This window comes from Micromonospora sp. Utrum1 (assembly GCF_057197805.1).
Map to the genome: position 1 here is coordinate 4,963,831 of NZ_CM170071.1, position 16,141 is coordinate 4,979,971.

Genomic DNA, 16,141 nt, shown 5'->3' on the forward strand with positions numbered 1-16,141 from the left:
GGTGGTGTTCCCGGAGCGCGTCAAGATGTCGGATGTGGCACGTACCGCCGGCGTCTCGGTGGCAACCGTATCGAAGGTTGTCAATGGTCGGTATGGCGTGGCCCAGGCGACCGTGGAGCGCGTCCAGCAGGTCATCCACGAGCTGGGCTACGAGGCCAGCCTGGGGGCGCAGAGCCTGCGCAGCCACCGCACGAATGTGCTGGGCATCCTGGTCGCCGAGTTCGAGCCGTTCTCGACCGAACTGCTCAAGGGGGCGTCCCGGGAGGTCGCCGGCAGCGGATACCAGCTACTGGCCTACTCCAGCGGCGACGGCGAGGGCGCCGCCATAGGCTGGGAACGGCGCTCGCTGGCCCGCCTGTCCGGGACCCTCATCGACGGCGCCGTGATCGTCACGCCGACCGTGATCGAGACCAAGCACGGCTTCCATGTCGTGGCCGTCGACCCCCATACCGGCCCCTCCGGCCTGCCCACCGTCGACTCGGACAACTTCGCCGGCGCCGTGCTCGCCACCAATTACCTGCTGTCGCTCGGCCACCGCCGCATCGGGCACATCAGCGGACGCCCCGACCTCGAGTCGGCGCGCCTGCGCGAGGCGGGCTTCCGCAAGGCCATGGCCGACGCCGACGTGCCGGTGGACGAGAGGATTGTGCGCGTCGGCGGGTTCCGGACCGAGAGCGCCGCCGGTACGGCGGCGGAACTGCTCGCGCTCCCCGACCGGCCGACGGCGATCTTCGCGGGAAACGACCTTTCGGCGATCTCCACGATGGACGTCGCCCGGAGCATGGGCCTCGCGGTGCCCGACGACCTGTCCGTGATCGGCTTCGACAACGTCCCGGAGTCGGCGCTGGTGAACCCCCCGCTGACGACGATCATGCAACCGCTGCAGCGCATGGGCGCGGAGGCGTTGCGCCTGCTCATCGATCTGATCGCCGGCGTCGAGCGCGACACACACATCCGGCTGCCCACCGAACTGGTCGTCCGGGCCTCGTGCCGCCCCTACCCGTGATGCCGTAACCGGTCCACCCCCATTCACTCGCACCGGGTCGGGACGCCGGTGGGAGTCAGGCGACCAGTGGGGCCGCGCTGTCGCGGACGACGAGCTCGGTGGCCAGTTCCAACCGCGGGCTCTCGATCCGCTCGCCCTGAGCCAGGCGCAGGACCGTGCGGGCGGCGAGCAGGCCCATCTTGGCGAGGGGCTGCCGAACGGTGGTCAGCGGCGGGGAGCACCACTGGACATCCGGCAGGTCGTCGAAGCCGACGACGCTGATGTCGTCGGGCACCCGCAGGCCGCGTCGCCGGACGGCTTCGTAGACGCCGAGGGCCATCTGGTCACTGGCGGCGAAGATCGCGGTGGGCGGGTCGGACAGGCGCAGCAGTTGGCTACCGGCGGCGAACCCGGCCTCGTGGTAGAAGTTGCCCCGGTGGATCAGCTCGTCGTCGACGCCGAGGCCGGCGGTCTCCAGCGCCGTCCGGTAGCCGTCGAGGCGCGCCCGGCTGCACATCAGCTGCGGCGGCCCGGCGATGAACCCGATTCGCCGGTGGCCGAGTGCTAGCAGGTACTCGGTCGCGCGCAGGCTGCCCACCCAGTTGGTCGCGCCGATGGTGGGCGCCTCCTGCGGGGGCACCCCGGCGGGATCGACGATGACGACGGGGATGTTGAGACGGCGCAGCTCGGCCTGCAGCGGCGGCTCCAGGGTGGACGTCACGAAGATGACCCCCTCGGTGGAGCGGGTGCGCAGGTTGTCCAGCCACTGCCGGGCCGACGAGCTGCGCCGGTGGATCGCGGAGACCACGGTGCCGATGCCGGCCGCGTGCGCGACGTCCTCGACCCCACGGATGATCTCGACCGCCCAGGGGCTGTCCAGGTCGTTGAAGACCAGGTCGATCAGACCGGAGCTGGCCCGCATGCTCGGCCTCCGGCGGCGGTAACCGTGCCGGGTCAGCAACTCCTCGACCCGCTGCCGGGTCTGCGGCGCGACGTCGGAGCGGCCGTTGACGACCCGCGACACCGTGGGCACCGAGACGCCGGCCAGCCGCGCGATCGCCGCGATGGTGACTTTCCGGGAATCGTCCGATGTCACCGGTCGCCCTTTCGTCATCGCTCGAGCCCTGCGGCTTTCGGTCGGATGCCGGTACTTTCGATCGCTTGGGGGCACGTTATGACCCGCCGCGTTCCGGGTCAAGGCCCTGCCGTGCCTGGCCGACAGGGCCTTGACCCCGTCCACGGGCGGGCCGGCGCCCGGTCTCCGGTGGTTGACGAGGGGGATCGACAATCGTATTGTTCCGGCTCAGTTACCGGAACTTTGCTCGTAAGTATCGGCTCGGCCGCGCTCGAACCATTGTTCCCCGCACCGTCCCTCTGATCGGCGTCCGGCGCACCACCCTGCCGCGCCCCTCGCGCCCTCTCGGTCGACGTCCCGGTCGACCCGTTCGCACCCGGAGGAAAACTCATGAAACTGCGACGATGGATAGCCGTCGGCGCTGTCGCCGTGGCCACCGCCGCCACCCTCAGCAGCGCGCCGGCCACGGCCGGCCGCTCGTACGACCCGGCCGACCAGAGCCTGCGCAACCTGGCGCTGCGCCACGGCCTGGCGATCGGCACGGCCGTCGACATGGCGGCCCTCGACGACCCCGCCGATCCCCAGTACCGCAAGCTGGTCGCCGCGGAGTTCTCCACGGTCACCGCCGAGAACGTGATGAAGTGGGAGAGCCTGGAGCCGACCCGGGGCACCTACAACTGGGCTCCGGCCGACGAGCTCGTCGCCTTCGCCGAGCAGCACGACCAGCGCGTCCGCGGACACGTCCTGGTCTGGCAGAACCAGCTGCCCGGCTGGCTGACCAGCGGCGTGGCCGACGGCTCCATCAGCACCGAGGAACTGCGCGACATCCTGCGCGACCACATCACCAATGTGGTCACCCACTTCAAGGGCAAGATCTGGCAGTGGGACGTGGTCAACGAGGCGGTCAGCGACCCGTGGGACAACCCGTCGACCCTGCACTACAAGGGGTTCTGGGCGCAGCACCTCGGCCCGGGCTACATCGCCGACGCCTTCCGCTGGGCGCGGGCCGCCGACCCGCACGCCCTGTTGTTCTACAACGACTACAACATCGAGGCCTTCGGCTCCGGGAACCCGGCGGACGACAAGACCCAGTTCGTGTACGACATGGCCAAGGACCTGCGGGCCCAGGGCGTACCGATCGACGGCATCGGCAGCCAGGGCCACCTCGGCACCCAGTACGGCAACTACGGCACCCTCCAGGTCGCCGAAGCGCTGCGGAAGTTTTCCGGGCTGGGGCTGGCGACCGCGCTCACCGAGGTCGACGTGCGCAGCCAGTTGACCGAGGGAGTGCGAGAGGGCGACTCCGCCGAGATCAACCCGCGGTTGCAGGCCTCGGCGGCGAACTACAGCGTGCTGCTGCAGGCCTGCCTGGCGGAGCGACACTGCCTGTCGTTCACCGTCTGGGGCTTCACCGACAAGCACTCCTGGGTGCCCGGCACGTTCAGCAACGAGGGCCTCGCCAACCTCTACGACGAGAACTACCAGCCCAAGCGGGCGTACCAGCAGGTGAAGGCGGATCTGATCTTCACCGGCCCGCCCTACGTGCTGCCGCGCATCCCGCAGCGGCCCCGCCGCTAGGGCACGTCATGGTGAACGGGGGCCGGTCAGTCGACCGGCCCCCTTTGCGCGTGGCATTGATACATCGGAATGGTTCCGGTACTTTTTCGCAAAGACGCGCTTCGGCGACTCACGGTGGCACGGGAGACGATCCCGGTGCGCGCGGCTTCCGGGCAGCCGCGCAGCGAGCCGACCACCGTGGCGGGCAGTGGTCGAAGCGGCCCTCCTCATCGGTACAGCTATCGAAAGGCTTCCTGATGGACAACGTGCTCGCCCGCGGCAGCGGGAGCTCGACGAGCCGACGGCGGCGGCGTGCCGCGCTGGTGTCGGTGGCGGCCGGGGCGGCGATGATCGCCGCGTCGGTTGCGGTGGCCTCCAGTGCCAGCGCCGGGACCACGCTCGGGTCGGCAGCGGCGGAGCAGGGCCGCTACTTCGGCACGGCGGTGGCCGCGAACAAGCTCTCGGACGCCACGTACGTCGGCATCCTGAACCGCGAGTTCAACATGGTCACCCCCGAGAACGAGATGAAGTGGGACGCCACCGAGCCGTCCCAGGGACAGTTCAACTTCACGAACGCCGACAAGATCGTCAGCCACGCCCAGGCCAACGGCATGCGGGTGCGCGGACACGCGCTGGCCTGGCACTCCCAGCAGCCGGGCTGGGCGCAGAACCTGTCCGGCACGGCGCTGCGGCAGGCGATGGTCAACCACATCACCCAGGTCGCCACCCACTACAAGGGCGAGATCTACGCCTGGGACGTGGTGAACGAGGCGTTCGCCGACAGCGGTGGCGGCCGCCGCGACTCCAACCTCCAGCGCACCGGCAACGACTGGATCGAGGTGGCCTTCCGGACCGCCCGCGCCGCCGACCCGGCCGCCAAGCTCTGCTACAACGACTACAACACCGACAACTGGACCTGGGAAAAGACGCAGGCCGTGTACAACATGGTCAAGGACTTCAAGGCACGTGGCGTGCCGATCGACTGCGTCGGCCTGCAGTCGCACTTCAACAGCGGCTCGCCGTACCCGAGCAACTACCGCACCACCCTGCAGAACTTCGCCGCCCTCGGCGTCGACGTGCAGATCACCGAGCTTGACATCGAGGGCTCCGGCACCACCCAGGCCACCACCTACGGCAACGTCGTCAAGGACTGCCTGGCCGTGTCCCGCTGCACCGGCATCACCGTCTGGGGCATCCGGGACAGCGACTCCTGGCGGTCGAGCGGCACCCCGCTGCTGTTCGACGGCAACGGCAACAAGAAGCCGGCGTACACGGCCGTCCTCGACGCCCTGAACGCCGGCGGCACCACGCCGCCGCCCACGACCACTCCCCCGACCACCCCGCCGCCCACCACCGCTCCCCCGACGACCCCGCCGCCGACCACGCCGCCGCCGTCGGGCAGCGGCTGCACCTCCTCCCTGACGCTGCAGCAGTGGCAGGGCGGCTTCGTCACCACCGTGCGGGTCACCGCAGGCGGGCGCCCGCTCACCGGGTGGGCCGTGGCACTCACCCTGCCCTCGGGTGCGTCGATCACCAACACCTGGAGCGCTCAGCCCAGCGGCACCAGCGGCGCCGTGAGCTTCCGTAACGTCAGCTACAACGGCCAGCTCGGCGCCGGCGCCACCACCGAGTTCGGCTTCCAGGGTGTCGGCACCGGACCGTCCGGCACCGCCACCTGCACCGCCGGCTGACCGACCGCACCCGGTTCTCCGGCAGCTCGCAGTCCCCTCCGCGAGCTGCCGGAACACATTGGCCCCGTCTCGCCACCGGCGAGGCGGGGCCGATCCAGGGGTACGGCCGCACCGGGCCGGACCACCTCGGCGTCCTCCGCCGGTCCCGCCACAGTGGCGGAGCGCGCCGAGCGGGCGACCGGGGATCCCGGCCGCCCGCGGAGCAGCACCCAGGTCAGGGGCTGGTGCAGGTGGGCGATGCCGTCGGCTTCGCCGGCTTCGCGCCGTAGACGTACCGCTCCGCCAGCTTATTGATCTCCGCTCGCCGGCACCGCCACTCCGACTTCGCGGAGATGCGCGTGCCGTCGAACTTCCGGAACGGGTCGGGAAGCTTGGCGTTGGCGGTCGACGAGCCCGGTTCGGGGACCGGGCAGTCCGCACCCTCGTCCTCCACGGGCACGGGGGCCACGGGACTGTCGATGGCGGCCACGGCGGTCGGCGTTCTCCCGACCACCGTCACCCCTCCTGTCACCGCGAGCGCCGCCACCGCCAGCGTGGCGACCGTCGAAGGATCCTTGTCCGGCCCGAGCTGATGATCACCACAGTTCTCCTCCCGACGGCCATGGAGCGACTGGCGCCTGATCGATGATCACGGATGTCGTGACACGCCCAGAGTTCGAACATCACACCGACAGACGTCAATATTTTCGGAAACTATCGGAGTCGGGCGGACCTCTCCTTGCCGGAACGGCGGGTGTGCCCATCGGGCACGGCCGGACCTTCTCGGCTTGATCTTCGTGCCTCGACAGGTAACTGGCGGGCGGCCAGGACGAACCTCACCCGGAAACCTTTTACCTGATGGCATTGAACAGGCCGTTGATTTCCCTTCGTAACCGTTCCCGACAGAAATAGCAGAGCACTGGTCGCCCATCCCGTCCCGTCCCGACTGCGCCTGGCGTTTCCGTTTGCGGCCACCGCCGACCGTGCGGGCACCGGCGGCCGGATGAGGCCCGGTTGGAGCAGCCCGGGCTGGTTGGGCGCGCCCGCGCCGATCGCGTATGTCCACCGTTGGGAAGGAGCTTCGCGAACGGCACAAGGCGATCGAATCGGCGCGGTCGAGCCGAAGACCGGAATTCTGGCCGGGTCAGGACTACTTTCGGCAACCCGGCCTGTGCGCGCCTCGCGAGCAATTACGGTCCTTTAGCGTGACCGCTATTCGTTTTGCTGCCATTGCGCTCAGCGCCATTCTGGCCACGCCCGGTGTGGCGGCCGGGTCAGCGAGGTCGGCGGCGTCCGCGCCGTACGTGCCATGCCCGGCCGTCAAGCCGCCAGTGCCCCCGCCCGCCGCACCGTCGCCACCACCGGTCGATCCCGCCGACCTGGCCGTCGGCGGCGAGACGCTGGCGACGGCGGGGCTGGCCATTCCCGCAGGTGCGTCGACGGCGCCGGCGGTGACCGCCACCTCGTGGGTCGTGGCCGACCTCGACAGTGGTGCGGTGCTGGGTGGATGCGGTCCGCACGAGCACCGCACGCCGGCCAGCGTGCAGAAGATGCTGCTGGCCGCGGCCCTGATGCCCCACCTCGATCCGGCCCAGGTGGTCGAGGTGACCCGGGCGGATCTGCAGGATCTCGATCCGGCCAGTTCACGAATGGGGGTGGTCGAGGGTGGCCGCTACTCCATCAAGAGTCTGTGGCTGGGGCTTCTCCTCAGATCGGGAAACGACGCGGCCAACGTGCTGGCCCGCGCCGGCGGTGGCACCGCGGGGCGGGAGGGCGGTGTGCGGGCGATGAACGACGAGGCGCGCCGACTGGGCGCGAACCAGACCCACGCCGCGACGCCGTCCGGCCTGGACGGCCCCGGTCAGTACACCAGCGCGTACGACCTGGCGCTGATCGCGCGCGCCACCTACGCCCGCGCCGACTTCCGGCGATACATCGGCACCCGAGTGGCGGAGATACCGGCAGAGCCGGGGACGCCAGGCTTCTCCATCACCCACGACAACACCCTGCTGGACCACTACCCGGGGACGCTCGGCGGGAAGACGGGCTTCACCGACCTGGCCCGACAGACCTACGTGGGGGTGGCCGAACGCAACGGCCGGCGGCTCGCCGTGACCCTGCTCGGCGCGGAGACCGCGCCACTGGGAAGCCTGGGTGAGGCGGCGGCCCTGCTGGACTGGGGCTTCGCTCTCCCGCCCGGCGCGTCGGTCGGCCGCCTGGTCACCCCCGACGAGAAGAAGCAGGACCGTCCCATTGCCGAGGTCAGAGGCGAGCGCCACGGTCACGCCGGGGCAGGATCACCGTTCTCGTTGGCGGCCGTCCTCGGCCTGGGCGCCGTCGTACTGGCCGCCCCGCTCCTTGCGGTTCCCTGGCGACGAAGGGCCGCGCGCCGGGCTGCCAACCCGTAGCCCATGGTGGTTGGCCGGCTCGAGCCGGCTGCTGCCGTCCGACGCGTCACGGTCACGGCTTCCGCGCGCCACCCGTGCGGCTACCGCTCATCCGACGCCGATCGTCTGCCGCTCAGGCTCGATGACCGCGACGACCCGCTCTTCGCCTCGCGCGTACGGCTGACCGGTGTACTTGATCGCCAGCTGGTCGACGATCGCCCAGGCCACGTCACCTTCGAGCCATTCGACGACGCGGCCGCGGACGACGACAGGCTGGAACGGGTTGTCGGCTGGGGTCAGCGACAGCGCGACCCGCGGGTCGCGGCGCAGGTTGCGGGCCTTGCGGGAGCGCGGACCGGTGAGGATCACGACGTGGTCGCCGTGCGTGCCGATCCAGACCGGCACGGAGTGGGGTGCGCCGTCGGGCAGGACGCTGGCGAGGTGGGCGATCGAGGTGCCGTCGAGCACGCGGCGCACATCGGGGTCGAGCACGGTGGTCATCTCCTGGCGTGGGTTCCGGATGGGCTTCTGGCGGTGGTTGTCGGCGGGCGACGGGACTGCGCCGGCGACCGGGGTCAGCGCTCGACCTCGTAGTGGAGGTGGGTGACGCCCGGCGCCGGGACGGCGTCGACGAGGCGGAGGCGCACGTGCTCGGGAAGCGACTGGAAGAAGGGCCGGCCGCCGCCGAGCAGGACCGCCACCTGGTGGAGGACCACCTCGTCGACGAGCCCCGCCCTCAACGCCTCGGTCACGACGCCGCCGCCCATGAGGCCGACGTCCTTGTCGCCGGCGGCCTCGCGGGCCGCGGCGACCGCGTCCTCGATGCCGGTGGTGACGAGGGTCTGCCGCTCGGTCATCTCCGGTGCCGGCCGGTGGCTGAGGACGAACAAGCGGGCCGCCGGATGAGGGCTGCCGCCTCCGAAGTGGTCGGAGTCCTCGTAGGTGTTGCGGCCCGCCACGACCGCGCCCAGGCGCCCGGCGAGGGCGTCGAAGACTCGGGCGTTGGCCGCACTCAGCCTGAACCCGTCGAACACCTGGCTGGGCGTGTCCCCGTCGAAGTACCAGTCGAAGAGCATCGTCCCGTCGCCCAGCCCACGCCCGGCGCCGGGCTCGCGGCCGGTGATGTACCCGTCGACCGACACCGCGTGGGCGCTGATGACTTTGCTCATCTCGGCAATCCTTTCTGGGGTTCCTTGAAGAGACGCTGTGACCATAGCAACGTCAGTTCCCTGAGGGAACCCCAATCGCTAGACTGGTTCCATGCAGCGCACGGACTTCAGCAGAATGGCGTGCTCGATCGCGCGCACGCTCGACGTCATCGGGGAGCCGTGGTCCCCACTGGTCCTGCGTGATGTGTGGGTCGGGCTCACCCGCTTCGAGCAGCTCCAGGCCGACCTCGGTATCTCGCGCAAGGTCCTGACCGAGCGGCTGAACCACCTCGTCGACCAGGGCGTGCTCGAGCGCCGCCCCTACGACCGGCGGCCGCGCTACGAGTACGTCCTGACGGAGAAGGGCGCCGAACTGGTCGACCTGCTCATGGTCATGGCCGGCTGGGGGGACAAGTGGCTCGCGGGCGAGGCCGGCCCGCCGGTGCTCTACCGCCACCACGCGTGCGGCGAGATCGGCGGCGTCGACCTACGCTGCACCCGTTGCGGCGAGCCGATGCACGCGAACGACGTCGACCCGCTGCCCGGCCCCGGCGCGGCCGTGTGAGCGAGACCAGCCCGGTCGTCGTGGAATACCCACGATCGGGCCGCTTCGCAGGCGGTCCGTCGGTTCAGGGTGTGCTGGGTTCGCACTCCGCCGTGTAGGTGTCGAACAGGACGGTGATGGTGCCGTCGGCGTTGACAGTGGTGTGGTTCGTGATCCGGATCGAGGCGTCGTTGCCCGGCCCCGGCCCCACGATCTGGAACACCAGTTGCTGGGTGGAGGTGATCGGCAGCGAGCCGGAACCCTCGTTGTAGGCGAAGAGGTTGACCCGGGTGCTGACGTACCGGTCCCCGGTCGTCGCACCGATGCCGTGCACGCTCGACTGGGTCTCGGCGATGTGCACGTGGAACCCGCCCGTCTCGTCGACGGTCACGTGGTACACCTCGGAGATCGTGCCGTCGAAGTCGACGACCTCGCCGAGGCCGCCGTTGACGCAGGGCAGGACGACGGTGAGGTCCAGCGGGGCCCGGAGGATCCGGGTGGTCGTGTCCGCGGCGTACGCGGGCACCGGCCCCGCCACGAGCACGAGCGACGGCGCGAGGAGCGCCACCGCCGACGCGGACCGGGCCCGACCGGTCGACCTGATCTTGCGCATGGCGATCGTCCTTCCGCGCGGACGCCCCGGCCGCGACCGACCGGGGTCACCCCGGAATCTGTTCTCGGTGCGCGAGGGTGTCAATACGTGCGCGTGTCGCGACGGGTCGCCTGACGTCTGGCGGGGCTGTCTCGTCGTACCGGTGTCACCCGCGCAGGAAGGAAACCGATCGTAGAACCCGTGAACGTCGCGATCATCTACTACAGCTCCACCGGCACCATCCATACCCTGGCGCAAGCCGCCGCCGAGGGCGCCGAGAAGGCCAGCGCCAACGTGCGACTGCGCAAGGTGGCCGAAACGGCCCCACCGGAGGCGGTCGGCGCACGGCCGGAGTGGGAGCGACACGTGAAGGAGACCGCCGACGTCGCCGAGGCCGGCCACGACGACCTGGAGTGGGCCGACGCGGTGCTGTTCGGCACGCCCACCCGCTTCGGCAACCCGGCCAGCCAGCTCAGGGCATTCATCGACACCACCGGTCCCCTGTGGTTCCAGGGCAAGCTCGCGGACAAGGTGTAGTCGGCGTTCACCGCCTCCAACACCACCCACGGGGGGCAGGAATCCACCCTCCTGGCGCTGGCCAACACGTTCTACCACTGGGGCGGCATCATCGTGCCCCCCGGCTACACCGACGCCGTCCAGTTCCAGTCAGGCAACCCCTACGGCACCTCCCACGTGGTCGGCGACGGCCCGCCCGGTGAGGTGGTCCTGCAGGCGGCCCGCTACCAGGCCCGCCGTGTCGTCGACACCACGGCCTGCCTCAAGGCCGGCCGCGCCGCCTGATCCAGCCGAACAGCGACGGCACCGGTCGCGGCGCCGGCGTCCCGAACCCACAGTCCGGACCGGGGCTCGACAAGGCAGCGATGATCGATGACCATCTTTATCCATGACCATCCGAGCCACCGACGGCCCGTCGACCGCCGGGAGCGCCGACCCCGGCCAGGTTCCCGCCGCCCCGGACCGCCGCCGGTGGACCCGGTGGCGCTGGTTACGCCACGAGTGGACGGGCGCGGTGGTCGGTGGCCTGCTGCTGGCGGTGGTGTTGACCTGGCCCACCATGCGGCATCCGGCGAGCACGGTCCCCGGCGACCTGGGCGATCCGACGTTGCAGGCGTGGCAGCTGGCCTGGGCGGGGCACGCTCTGCTGAACCACCCCCTGGGCCTCTGGGACTCGAACACGTTCTACCCCGAGACGTACACGTTCGCCTACAGCGACACCCTCCTCGGGTACGCCCCGATGGGGGCGCTCGGCTCGGGCTTCGAGGCCGCCCTGGTCCGCTACAACGTCATGTACGTGCTGGTGCACGCGTTGGCGTTCGTCGGAGCGTACGCGTTGGTCCGGCAACTTGGGGCGGGCCGGTGGGGCGGCGCGGTCGCCGGGGTCGCGTGGGCGTACGCCCCGTGGCGGCTGGCGCACGCGGGTCATCTGAACATCCTGTCCAGCGGTGGGATCGCGTTGTCCCTGGCGATGCTGGCCCGCGGTCACGGCTGGTCGTTGCGGCACGGGTACCGGCCGGAGCGACGCCGACCGGGGTGGGCGCTGGCCGGGTGGATCGTCGCCGCCTGGCAGGTCACCCTGGGCTTCGGCATCGGGCTGCCACTGGTGTACTTCCTGCTCGCCGCGGTGCTGGTGGCCGCCGCCGGCTACGGGTGGTCGTGGTGGCGGCGGAGTCAGAGAGTCCCGTTCGGCCGTCGGTTGCTGCTGGCGGATCTGGCCGGTGGGCTCGTCTTCGACGCGGTGACGCTGCTGCTGGGGCTGGTCTATCTGCGGGTCGTCGACCTCAATCCGCAGGCCGTGCGGACCCTGGACTGGACGGAGAGTTTCTCCCCGCCGCTGATCGGCTTCGTCACCGCACCTGCGGACTCCTGGTTGTGGGGTGAGCCGCACGCGGCGGCCCGGGAACAGCTGTCCTGGCCCCCCGAGATGGCGTTGCTGCCCGGGATGACCCTGATCGGGATGGCCATGGCGGGGCTGTTCGTCTCGGTGTACCCGGTCCGGCGCCGGGTCGCCCTGGGGCTCGGCGTCCTCGGGACGGTGCTGCTGGGCCTCGGCTCCACGCTCGGTGGCGACGGTGACCCCGGCTACCTCACGCTCTCCCGGCACCTGCCCGGATGGGACGCGCTGCGGACGCCGGGCCGGATGATGCACTGGACCAGCCTGCTGCTGGCGGTGCTGGCGGCCGGGCTGGTGACGGCGTTCGCCGAGTCGGCGCGGCAATCGTCCACGCGGAGGTGGACCCGGGTCCTGGTGCCGGCGGCCCTCCTGGTGCCGCTGACGCTGGTCGCGGTGGAGGGGGTCAACCGGACGCCGCACCCGGTGGCGCCCCGGCCACCGGCGGCCATGCGGGTGGCGGAGGAGCCGATCCTGCTGCTGCCGATCGGCGGCACGAACGACCTGCACTACATGCTGTGGACGACCGACGGGTTCCCCCGGGTGGCGAACGGACTGGCCGGTTTCGAGCCCGTCACCCTGGCGCAGACCCGGGCGGCGGCGGCCTCCTTCCCCGATCCCGGCAGCGTGGCCTACCTGCGCGGCATCGGGGTGCGGTCGGTGGTGGCCCTGCCCGACCGGGCCGCCGGTACGCCGTGGGAAGGCATCGCGGCCCGGCCGGTCGACGGACTGGGCATCACCCGGGAGGAACTCGATGGTGTGCTGGTCTACCACCTGTGACCAGGTGGGCGCCGAACCGCCCGGCGCCGGTGGCCCATCCCCGCGTACGGGCCGGACGGGGTGACGACGTGCGACTGTCGGTGGTGGTGCCCTGCTTCAACGAGGAAGCCTCGGTCGAAGGGCTGCACCGGGCGGTGACCGCCGCGCTGGCGGACTTGACCGACGTCGACGTCGAGGTGGTGTACGTCGACGACGGGAGCGCGGACGGCACCCTCGTGGCGCTGCGCCGGCTGGCCGCAGGCGACCCGTCGGTGCGCTACACGTCGCTGAGCCGGAACTTCGGCAAGGAGGCGGCGATGCTGGCCGGCCTGGAGCGTGCCACCGGGGACGCCGTGGTCATCATGGACGCCGACCTGCAGCACCCGCCGCGGTTGCTGCCCGACATGGTGGCGCTGTACCGCCAGGGGTTCGACCAGGTGATCGCCCGCCGGGACCGGCACGGTGACCGGTTCCTGCGGATGCTGGCCTCGCGCTCCTTCTACCGCGTGGTCAACTGGTGGATCGACGTACGGCTGCTGGACGGGGCGGGCGACTTCCGGCTGCTGTCCCGGCTCGCGGTGGACGCCGTGCTGGCCATGCCGGAATACAACCGGTTCTCCAAGGGACTGTTCTCCTGGATCGGCTTCCGGACGGTCGTGGTCGCGCACCGTAACGAGACCCGCCAGGCCGGCCGGAGCAGGTGGACGTTCGGCAAGCTCTTCAACTACGCGTTCGACGGTCTCCTGTCGTTCAACAACCGGCCGCTGCGCCTGGCCATCTACGGCGGCCTGTTCCTCACCCTGATCGCGCTCGGATACATGGCCTGGGTGGTCGCCGACGCCGTGGAAAAGGGCATCGACGTTCCCGGCTACACGACCATCATCGTCAGCGTGATTGGTCTCGGCGGGATCCAGATGATGATCCTCGGCGTGATCGGGGAGTACATCGGCCGGATCTACTACGAGACCAAGCGCCGGCCGCACTACCTGGTCCAGGAGACCGAGGATCTGGTCACGGAGAGCGGGCAGGTGCCGCGCGTGCCGGCTCAGCCGGCGGTCCGGCCGGCGGACCGGGTCCGGCAGGGAATGCCGGCCCGGGAGGACTCCTCCCGGCACGACCACCTTCGTCGCGCCGCCGACCGGTCCGTGCGGGGCGACGCACCGTAGCCGCATCCGACGAGGACGTGGTGGCGTGGCGGTCGTGTCGGGTGGGCGGCCCTCCCCGGCCGCCGACCCGCGCGGGCCGACCTACCGGGCGACCAACTCCTCGACCTGCGGCACCAGCGGCCGGTGGGCCGGCGCCGGCGTGGTGCGCCGGCCGGACCAGAGCACCCGAGCGACGATCCCCGGCGCGAAGAGCCCCGGCGGCGGCGTCATCAGGTTGGCGACGCTCAGGAAACGCCGCCCGACGACCGGGTGCCGTGCGGCGGCGGCGTGCAGCCGGGTGACGTACCCGTTGAGGAAGCGCGTCCGGCGGCTGCGCGGCCCGACCACGGTCGGGTGGCGCAGGTCGGCGCCGACGGCCATGTCCCAGGGCACGTCCACCACCTTCGCCGCCGCGGCGAAGAAGCGGCGGGGCAGGTCGCGCCGGCCCCGGCGGAGGCAGTCACGGAGCACGACGGCCTCCGCCGCGGCGACCGTCATGCCCTGCCCGTACGCGGGATTGAAGCTACACACCGCATCGGCGACCGCGATGAACCCCTCCGGTAGCCGGGCGAGGCGCTCGTAGCGGCGGCGCAGGCTGGTGGGCAGCCGCATCCGCTTCGGCGGGCCGAGCGGCTCGGCCCGGCTCAGCAGCGCGTGCAGCTCCGGCGCGGGCAACCGCCCGGCGAAGGCGAGGTAATCCTCGGGGTCGACCGGCGGAGCGTGGTCCGGGCCGACGCCGAGGAGCGTCACCATCCACCGGTCGCCCTCCGCGGAGATGGCCACCCCGCCGTACGGGGCGGCCGGCGACGGACTGCTGATGACGGCGGCGAAGTTGGCGTCGCCCGGGACACGGCGGTAGTCGCGGGAGACGTACACCGTCCGGGGGTCCACCCGCTCCTCCACGGGCGGCTGGTAGCCGAGCTCGGCGAGCCAGGTGGGGCCGCGGTTGCCGCGGCCGGTCGCGTCCACGACGAGGTCGGCGTCGTGGCGCTCCTCCCGGCCGCCACGGGGAAGGACCCGCGCGCCGGTCACCGCGCTGCCATCGGCGAGTAGCCCCACCGCCTCGCACCGGTCCCGGATCTCCACGTTGGGCAGCGCGCGGACCCGGTCCCGGACGTACGCCTCCAGGGCGCGTCGGCTGACACAGAGCCCCGCCAACCCGGAGGCGACCCGGGGGATCCGGTGGCCGTCGTTGACCCAGAGGCAGTCCCGTTGGATGTCGACGGGGACGGCACCGTGGGCGGTCAGGTCGGCGGTCAGGCCGGGGAACAGCTCCTCGAGGATCTGGCGACCCCGGGCGAGCAGGCCGTGCGAGTGCTCGCTCTGCGGCACACCCTTGCGGTCGGCGGCTTCCGCCGGCAGCTCGTCCCGGTCGAAGACGGTTACCGTCGCGTACGACTCGCTGAGCACCCGGGCGACGAGCAGGCCGCCCATGCTGCCGCCGAGGACGATCGCCCGCCCGGTCTGGTTGGTGGTGGACACGGCTGACTCCGTTTCGTTTTCAATGGGTGTCTCCAGTCAGCGGCACGCACTGTCCGGGAGGGAAGCGAATCGGCGGACGACTAGCTGACAGTGAAGTTCCGGTCAGGAGCGCCGCCCGTTCCGACCCGTCCGCCGATCACCCGGCGGTGGATGAAACCCCTGGTCGGGCCCGGTATTCGGGCTCGGCCGGTGACGCCGTGACCGACATCTCAGTCGACAAGCGGTCAGTCGTCCCGCGCCGCCGGCTCCGGGCGGACCACGGTGGTCAGGGGCGGGAAAGGATCGCCACACCTTTCGGTTTCGCCCGGCGCCGGGCAGGATGTGCGGGCCAAGCGTCGTCGAGGTCGAGCGGAGAGAACGTGGGCGCGTCGGGATGGTCGTACACCGTCACCTACCAGCCGGACGTCGCCGCCGCGCTGGAACAGTTGCGTCAGGACGCGTACACCCGGGGCGCGTACTACCGCGAGGAGCCCGACCCGCTGTACGCCCTGACCGAGGACGAGTTCCGTGCGCGGCTCGACCCCGCCGATGACGACAGCGGGATCAACGAGTGCCTCCTCGACGACTGGCGCGCCGCCCAGCGGCAACCCAAGCCGATCGACCCGGACACGCTGTTCGCAGCGCAACGCCACTCAGGCACGCACTCCATCATCGACATGGCAAAGGGCGTGTCGGCCGAGCCGGCGCTCTTCACCGTGTCGCCACTGACCGACGAGCAGACGCTCGAGTTCTTCGGAACCCGAACGCCCTCGCCGGATCAGGTCGTTGACTGGATGAAGACGTTCGGCCCGTTCCCGATCCGCGAACGATGGCAGGGCGTATACGTCGTCAGCTACGTCGACGGCCGCCCCGAGCAGATTCACTTCACCGGGTTCTCCGGCGACTGAA

At 71.1% G+C, this 16,141-nt stretch carries 14 protein-coding genes and 1 pseudogene; 9 read left to right on the forward strand and 6 right to left on the reverse strand.

Features of this window, described 5'->3' with window-relative positions:
• The first annotated feature begins 1 nt into the window (after position 1).
• Positions 2–1,006 (forward strand): LacI family DNA-binding transcriptional regulator, encoded by a 1,005-nt coding sequence (locus AC0OLQ_RS23360; RefSeq protein ID WP_484528041.1) that lies wholly within the window; start codon positions 2–4, stop codon positions 1,004–1,006.
• A gap of 55 nt (positions 1,007–1,061) precedes the next feature.
• On the opposite strand, the gene AC0OLQ_RS23365 is transcribed toward AC0OLQ_RS23360, so the two are convergent.
• Positions 1,062–2,081, reverse strand: coding sequence for a LacI family DNA-binding transcriptional regulator (locus AC0OLQ_RS23365; RefSeq protein ID WP_484528042.1), 1,020 nt, complete (start codon positions 2,079–2,081; stop codon positions 1,062–1,064).
• Between the two features lie 369 nt (positions 2,082–2,450).
• Here AC0OLQ_RS23365 and AC0OLQ_RS23370 point away from each other — a divergent pair, with 369 nt between their 5' ends.
• The gene (locus AC0OLQ_RS23370; RefSeq protein ID WP_484528043.1) at positions 2,451–3,638 is read left to right on the forward strand and encodes an endo-1,4-beta-xylanase; all 1,188 of its coding nucleotides are present in this window, start codon (positions 2,451–2,453) and stop codon (positions 3,636–3,638) included.
• Between the two features lie 236 nt (positions 3,639–3,874).
• Positions 3,875–5,308, forward strand: a complete 1,434-nt coding sequence (locus AC0OLQ_RS23375) for a glycoside hydrolase family 10 protein (protein ID WP_484528044.1) — start codon at positions 3,875–3,877, stop codon at positions 5,306–5,308.
• A gap of 214 nt (positions 5,309–5,522) precedes the next feature.
• On the opposite strand, the gene AC0OLQ_RS23380 is transcribed toward AC0OLQ_RS23375, so the two are convergent.
• Positions 5,523–5,801 (reverse strand): hypothetical protein, encoded by a 279-nt coding sequence (locus AC0OLQ_RS23380; RefSeq protein WP_484528045.1) that lies wholly within the window; start codon positions 5,799–5,801, stop codon positions 5,523–5,525.
• Positions 5,802–6,345: 544 nt separating this feature from the next.
• Here AC0OLQ_RS23380 and AC0OLQ_RS23385 point away from each other — a divergent pair.
• Positions 6,346–7,695 (forward strand): D-alanyl-D-alanine carboxypeptidase family protein, encoded by a 1,350-nt coding sequence (locus AC0OLQ_RS23385; RefSeq protein ID WP_484528046.1) that lies wholly within the window; start codon positions 6,346–6,348, stop codon positions 7,693–7,695.
• Positions 7,696–7,782: 87 nt separating this feature from the next.
• On the opposite strand, the gene AC0OLQ_RS23390 is transcribed toward AC0OLQ_RS23385, so the two are convergent.
• Together AC0OLQ_RS23390 and AC0OLQ_RS23395 are read right to left on the reverse strand one after the other, a co-directional pair.
• Positions 7,783–8,175 (reverse strand): TIGR03618 family F420-dependent PPOX class oxidoreductase, encoded by a 393-nt coding sequence (locus AC0OLQ_RS23390; protein WP_357336152.1) that lies wholly within the window; start codon positions 8,173–8,175, stop codon positions 7,783–7,785.
• 74 nt (positions 8,176–8,249) lie between these two features.
• Positions 8,250–8,843 (reverse strand): dihydrofolate reductase family protein, encoded by a 594-nt coding sequence (locus AC0OLQ_RS23395; protein WP_484528047.1) that lies wholly within the window; start codon positions 8,841–8,843, stop codon positions 8,250–8,252.
• Between the two features lie 91 nt (positions 8,844–8,934).
• On the opposite strand from AC0OLQ_RS23395, the gene AC0OLQ_RS23400 reads away from it, so the two are divergent.
• Positions 8,935–9,387, forward strand: coding sequence for a winged helix-turn-helix transcriptional regulator (locus AC0OLQ_RS23400; protein ID WP_484528048.1), 453 nt, complete (start codon positions 8,935–8,937; stop codon positions 9,385–9,387).
• 64 nt (positions 9,388–9,451) lie between these two features.
• On the opposite strand, the gene AC0OLQ_RS23405 is transcribed toward AC0OLQ_RS23400, so the two are convergent.
• Positions 9,452–9,979: a hypothetical protein gene (locus tag AC0OLQ_RS23405; RefSeq protein WP_484528049.1), complete on the reverse strand. Its 528-nt coding sequence runs from the start codon at positions 9,977–9,979 to the stop codon at positions 9,452–9,454.
• Between the two features lie 168 nt (positions 9,980–10,147).
• Between AC0OLQ_RS23405 and wrbA the strand changes: the two are divergent.
• The 3 genes and pseudogenes from wrbA (at position 10,148) to AC0OLQ_RS23420 (ending at position 13,792) form a co-directional block, all read left to right on the forward strand.
• A pseudogene (gene wrbA, locus AC0OLQ_RS23410) lies at positions 10,148–10,759 on the forward strand (NAD(P)H:quinone oxidoreductase).
• Positions 10,760–10,862: 103 nt separating this feature from the next.
• The gene (locus tag AC0OLQ_RS23415; RefSeq protein WP_484528050.1) at positions 10,863–12,647 is read left to right on the forward strand and encodes a hypothetical protein; all 1,785 of its coding nucleotides are present in this window, start codon (positions 10,863–10,865) and stop codon (positions 12,645–12,647) included.
• Positions 12,648–12,715: 68 nt separating this feature from the next.
• Positions 12,716–13,792 (forward strand): glycosyltransferase family 2 protein, encoded by a 1,077-nt coding sequence (locus AC0OLQ_RS23420; RefSeq protein WP_357336165.1) that lies wholly within the window; start codon positions 12,716–12,718, stop codon positions 13,790–13,792.
• Between the two features lie 81 nt (positions 13,793–13,873).
• Here the strand turns inward: AC0OLQ_RS23420 and AC0OLQ_RS23425 are convergent, their stop codons facing one another.
• Positions 13,874–15,253 (reverse strand): FAD-dependent oxidoreductase, encoded by a 1,380-nt coding sequence (locus AC0OLQ_RS23425; RefSeq protein WP_484528051.1) that lies wholly within the window; start codon positions 15,251–15,253, stop codon positions 13,874–13,876.
• Between the two features lie 359 nt (positions 15,254–15,612).
• Here AC0OLQ_RS23425 and AC0OLQ_RS23430 point away from each other — a divergent pair, with 359 nt between their 5' ends.
• On the forward strand, positions 15,613–16,140 hold the full coding sequence (locus tag AC0OLQ_RS23430; protein ID WP_484528052.1) for a hypothetical protein: 528 nt from the start codon (positions 15,613–15,615) through the stop codon (positions 16,138–16,140).
• Position 16,141: the final 1 nt, after the last annotated feature.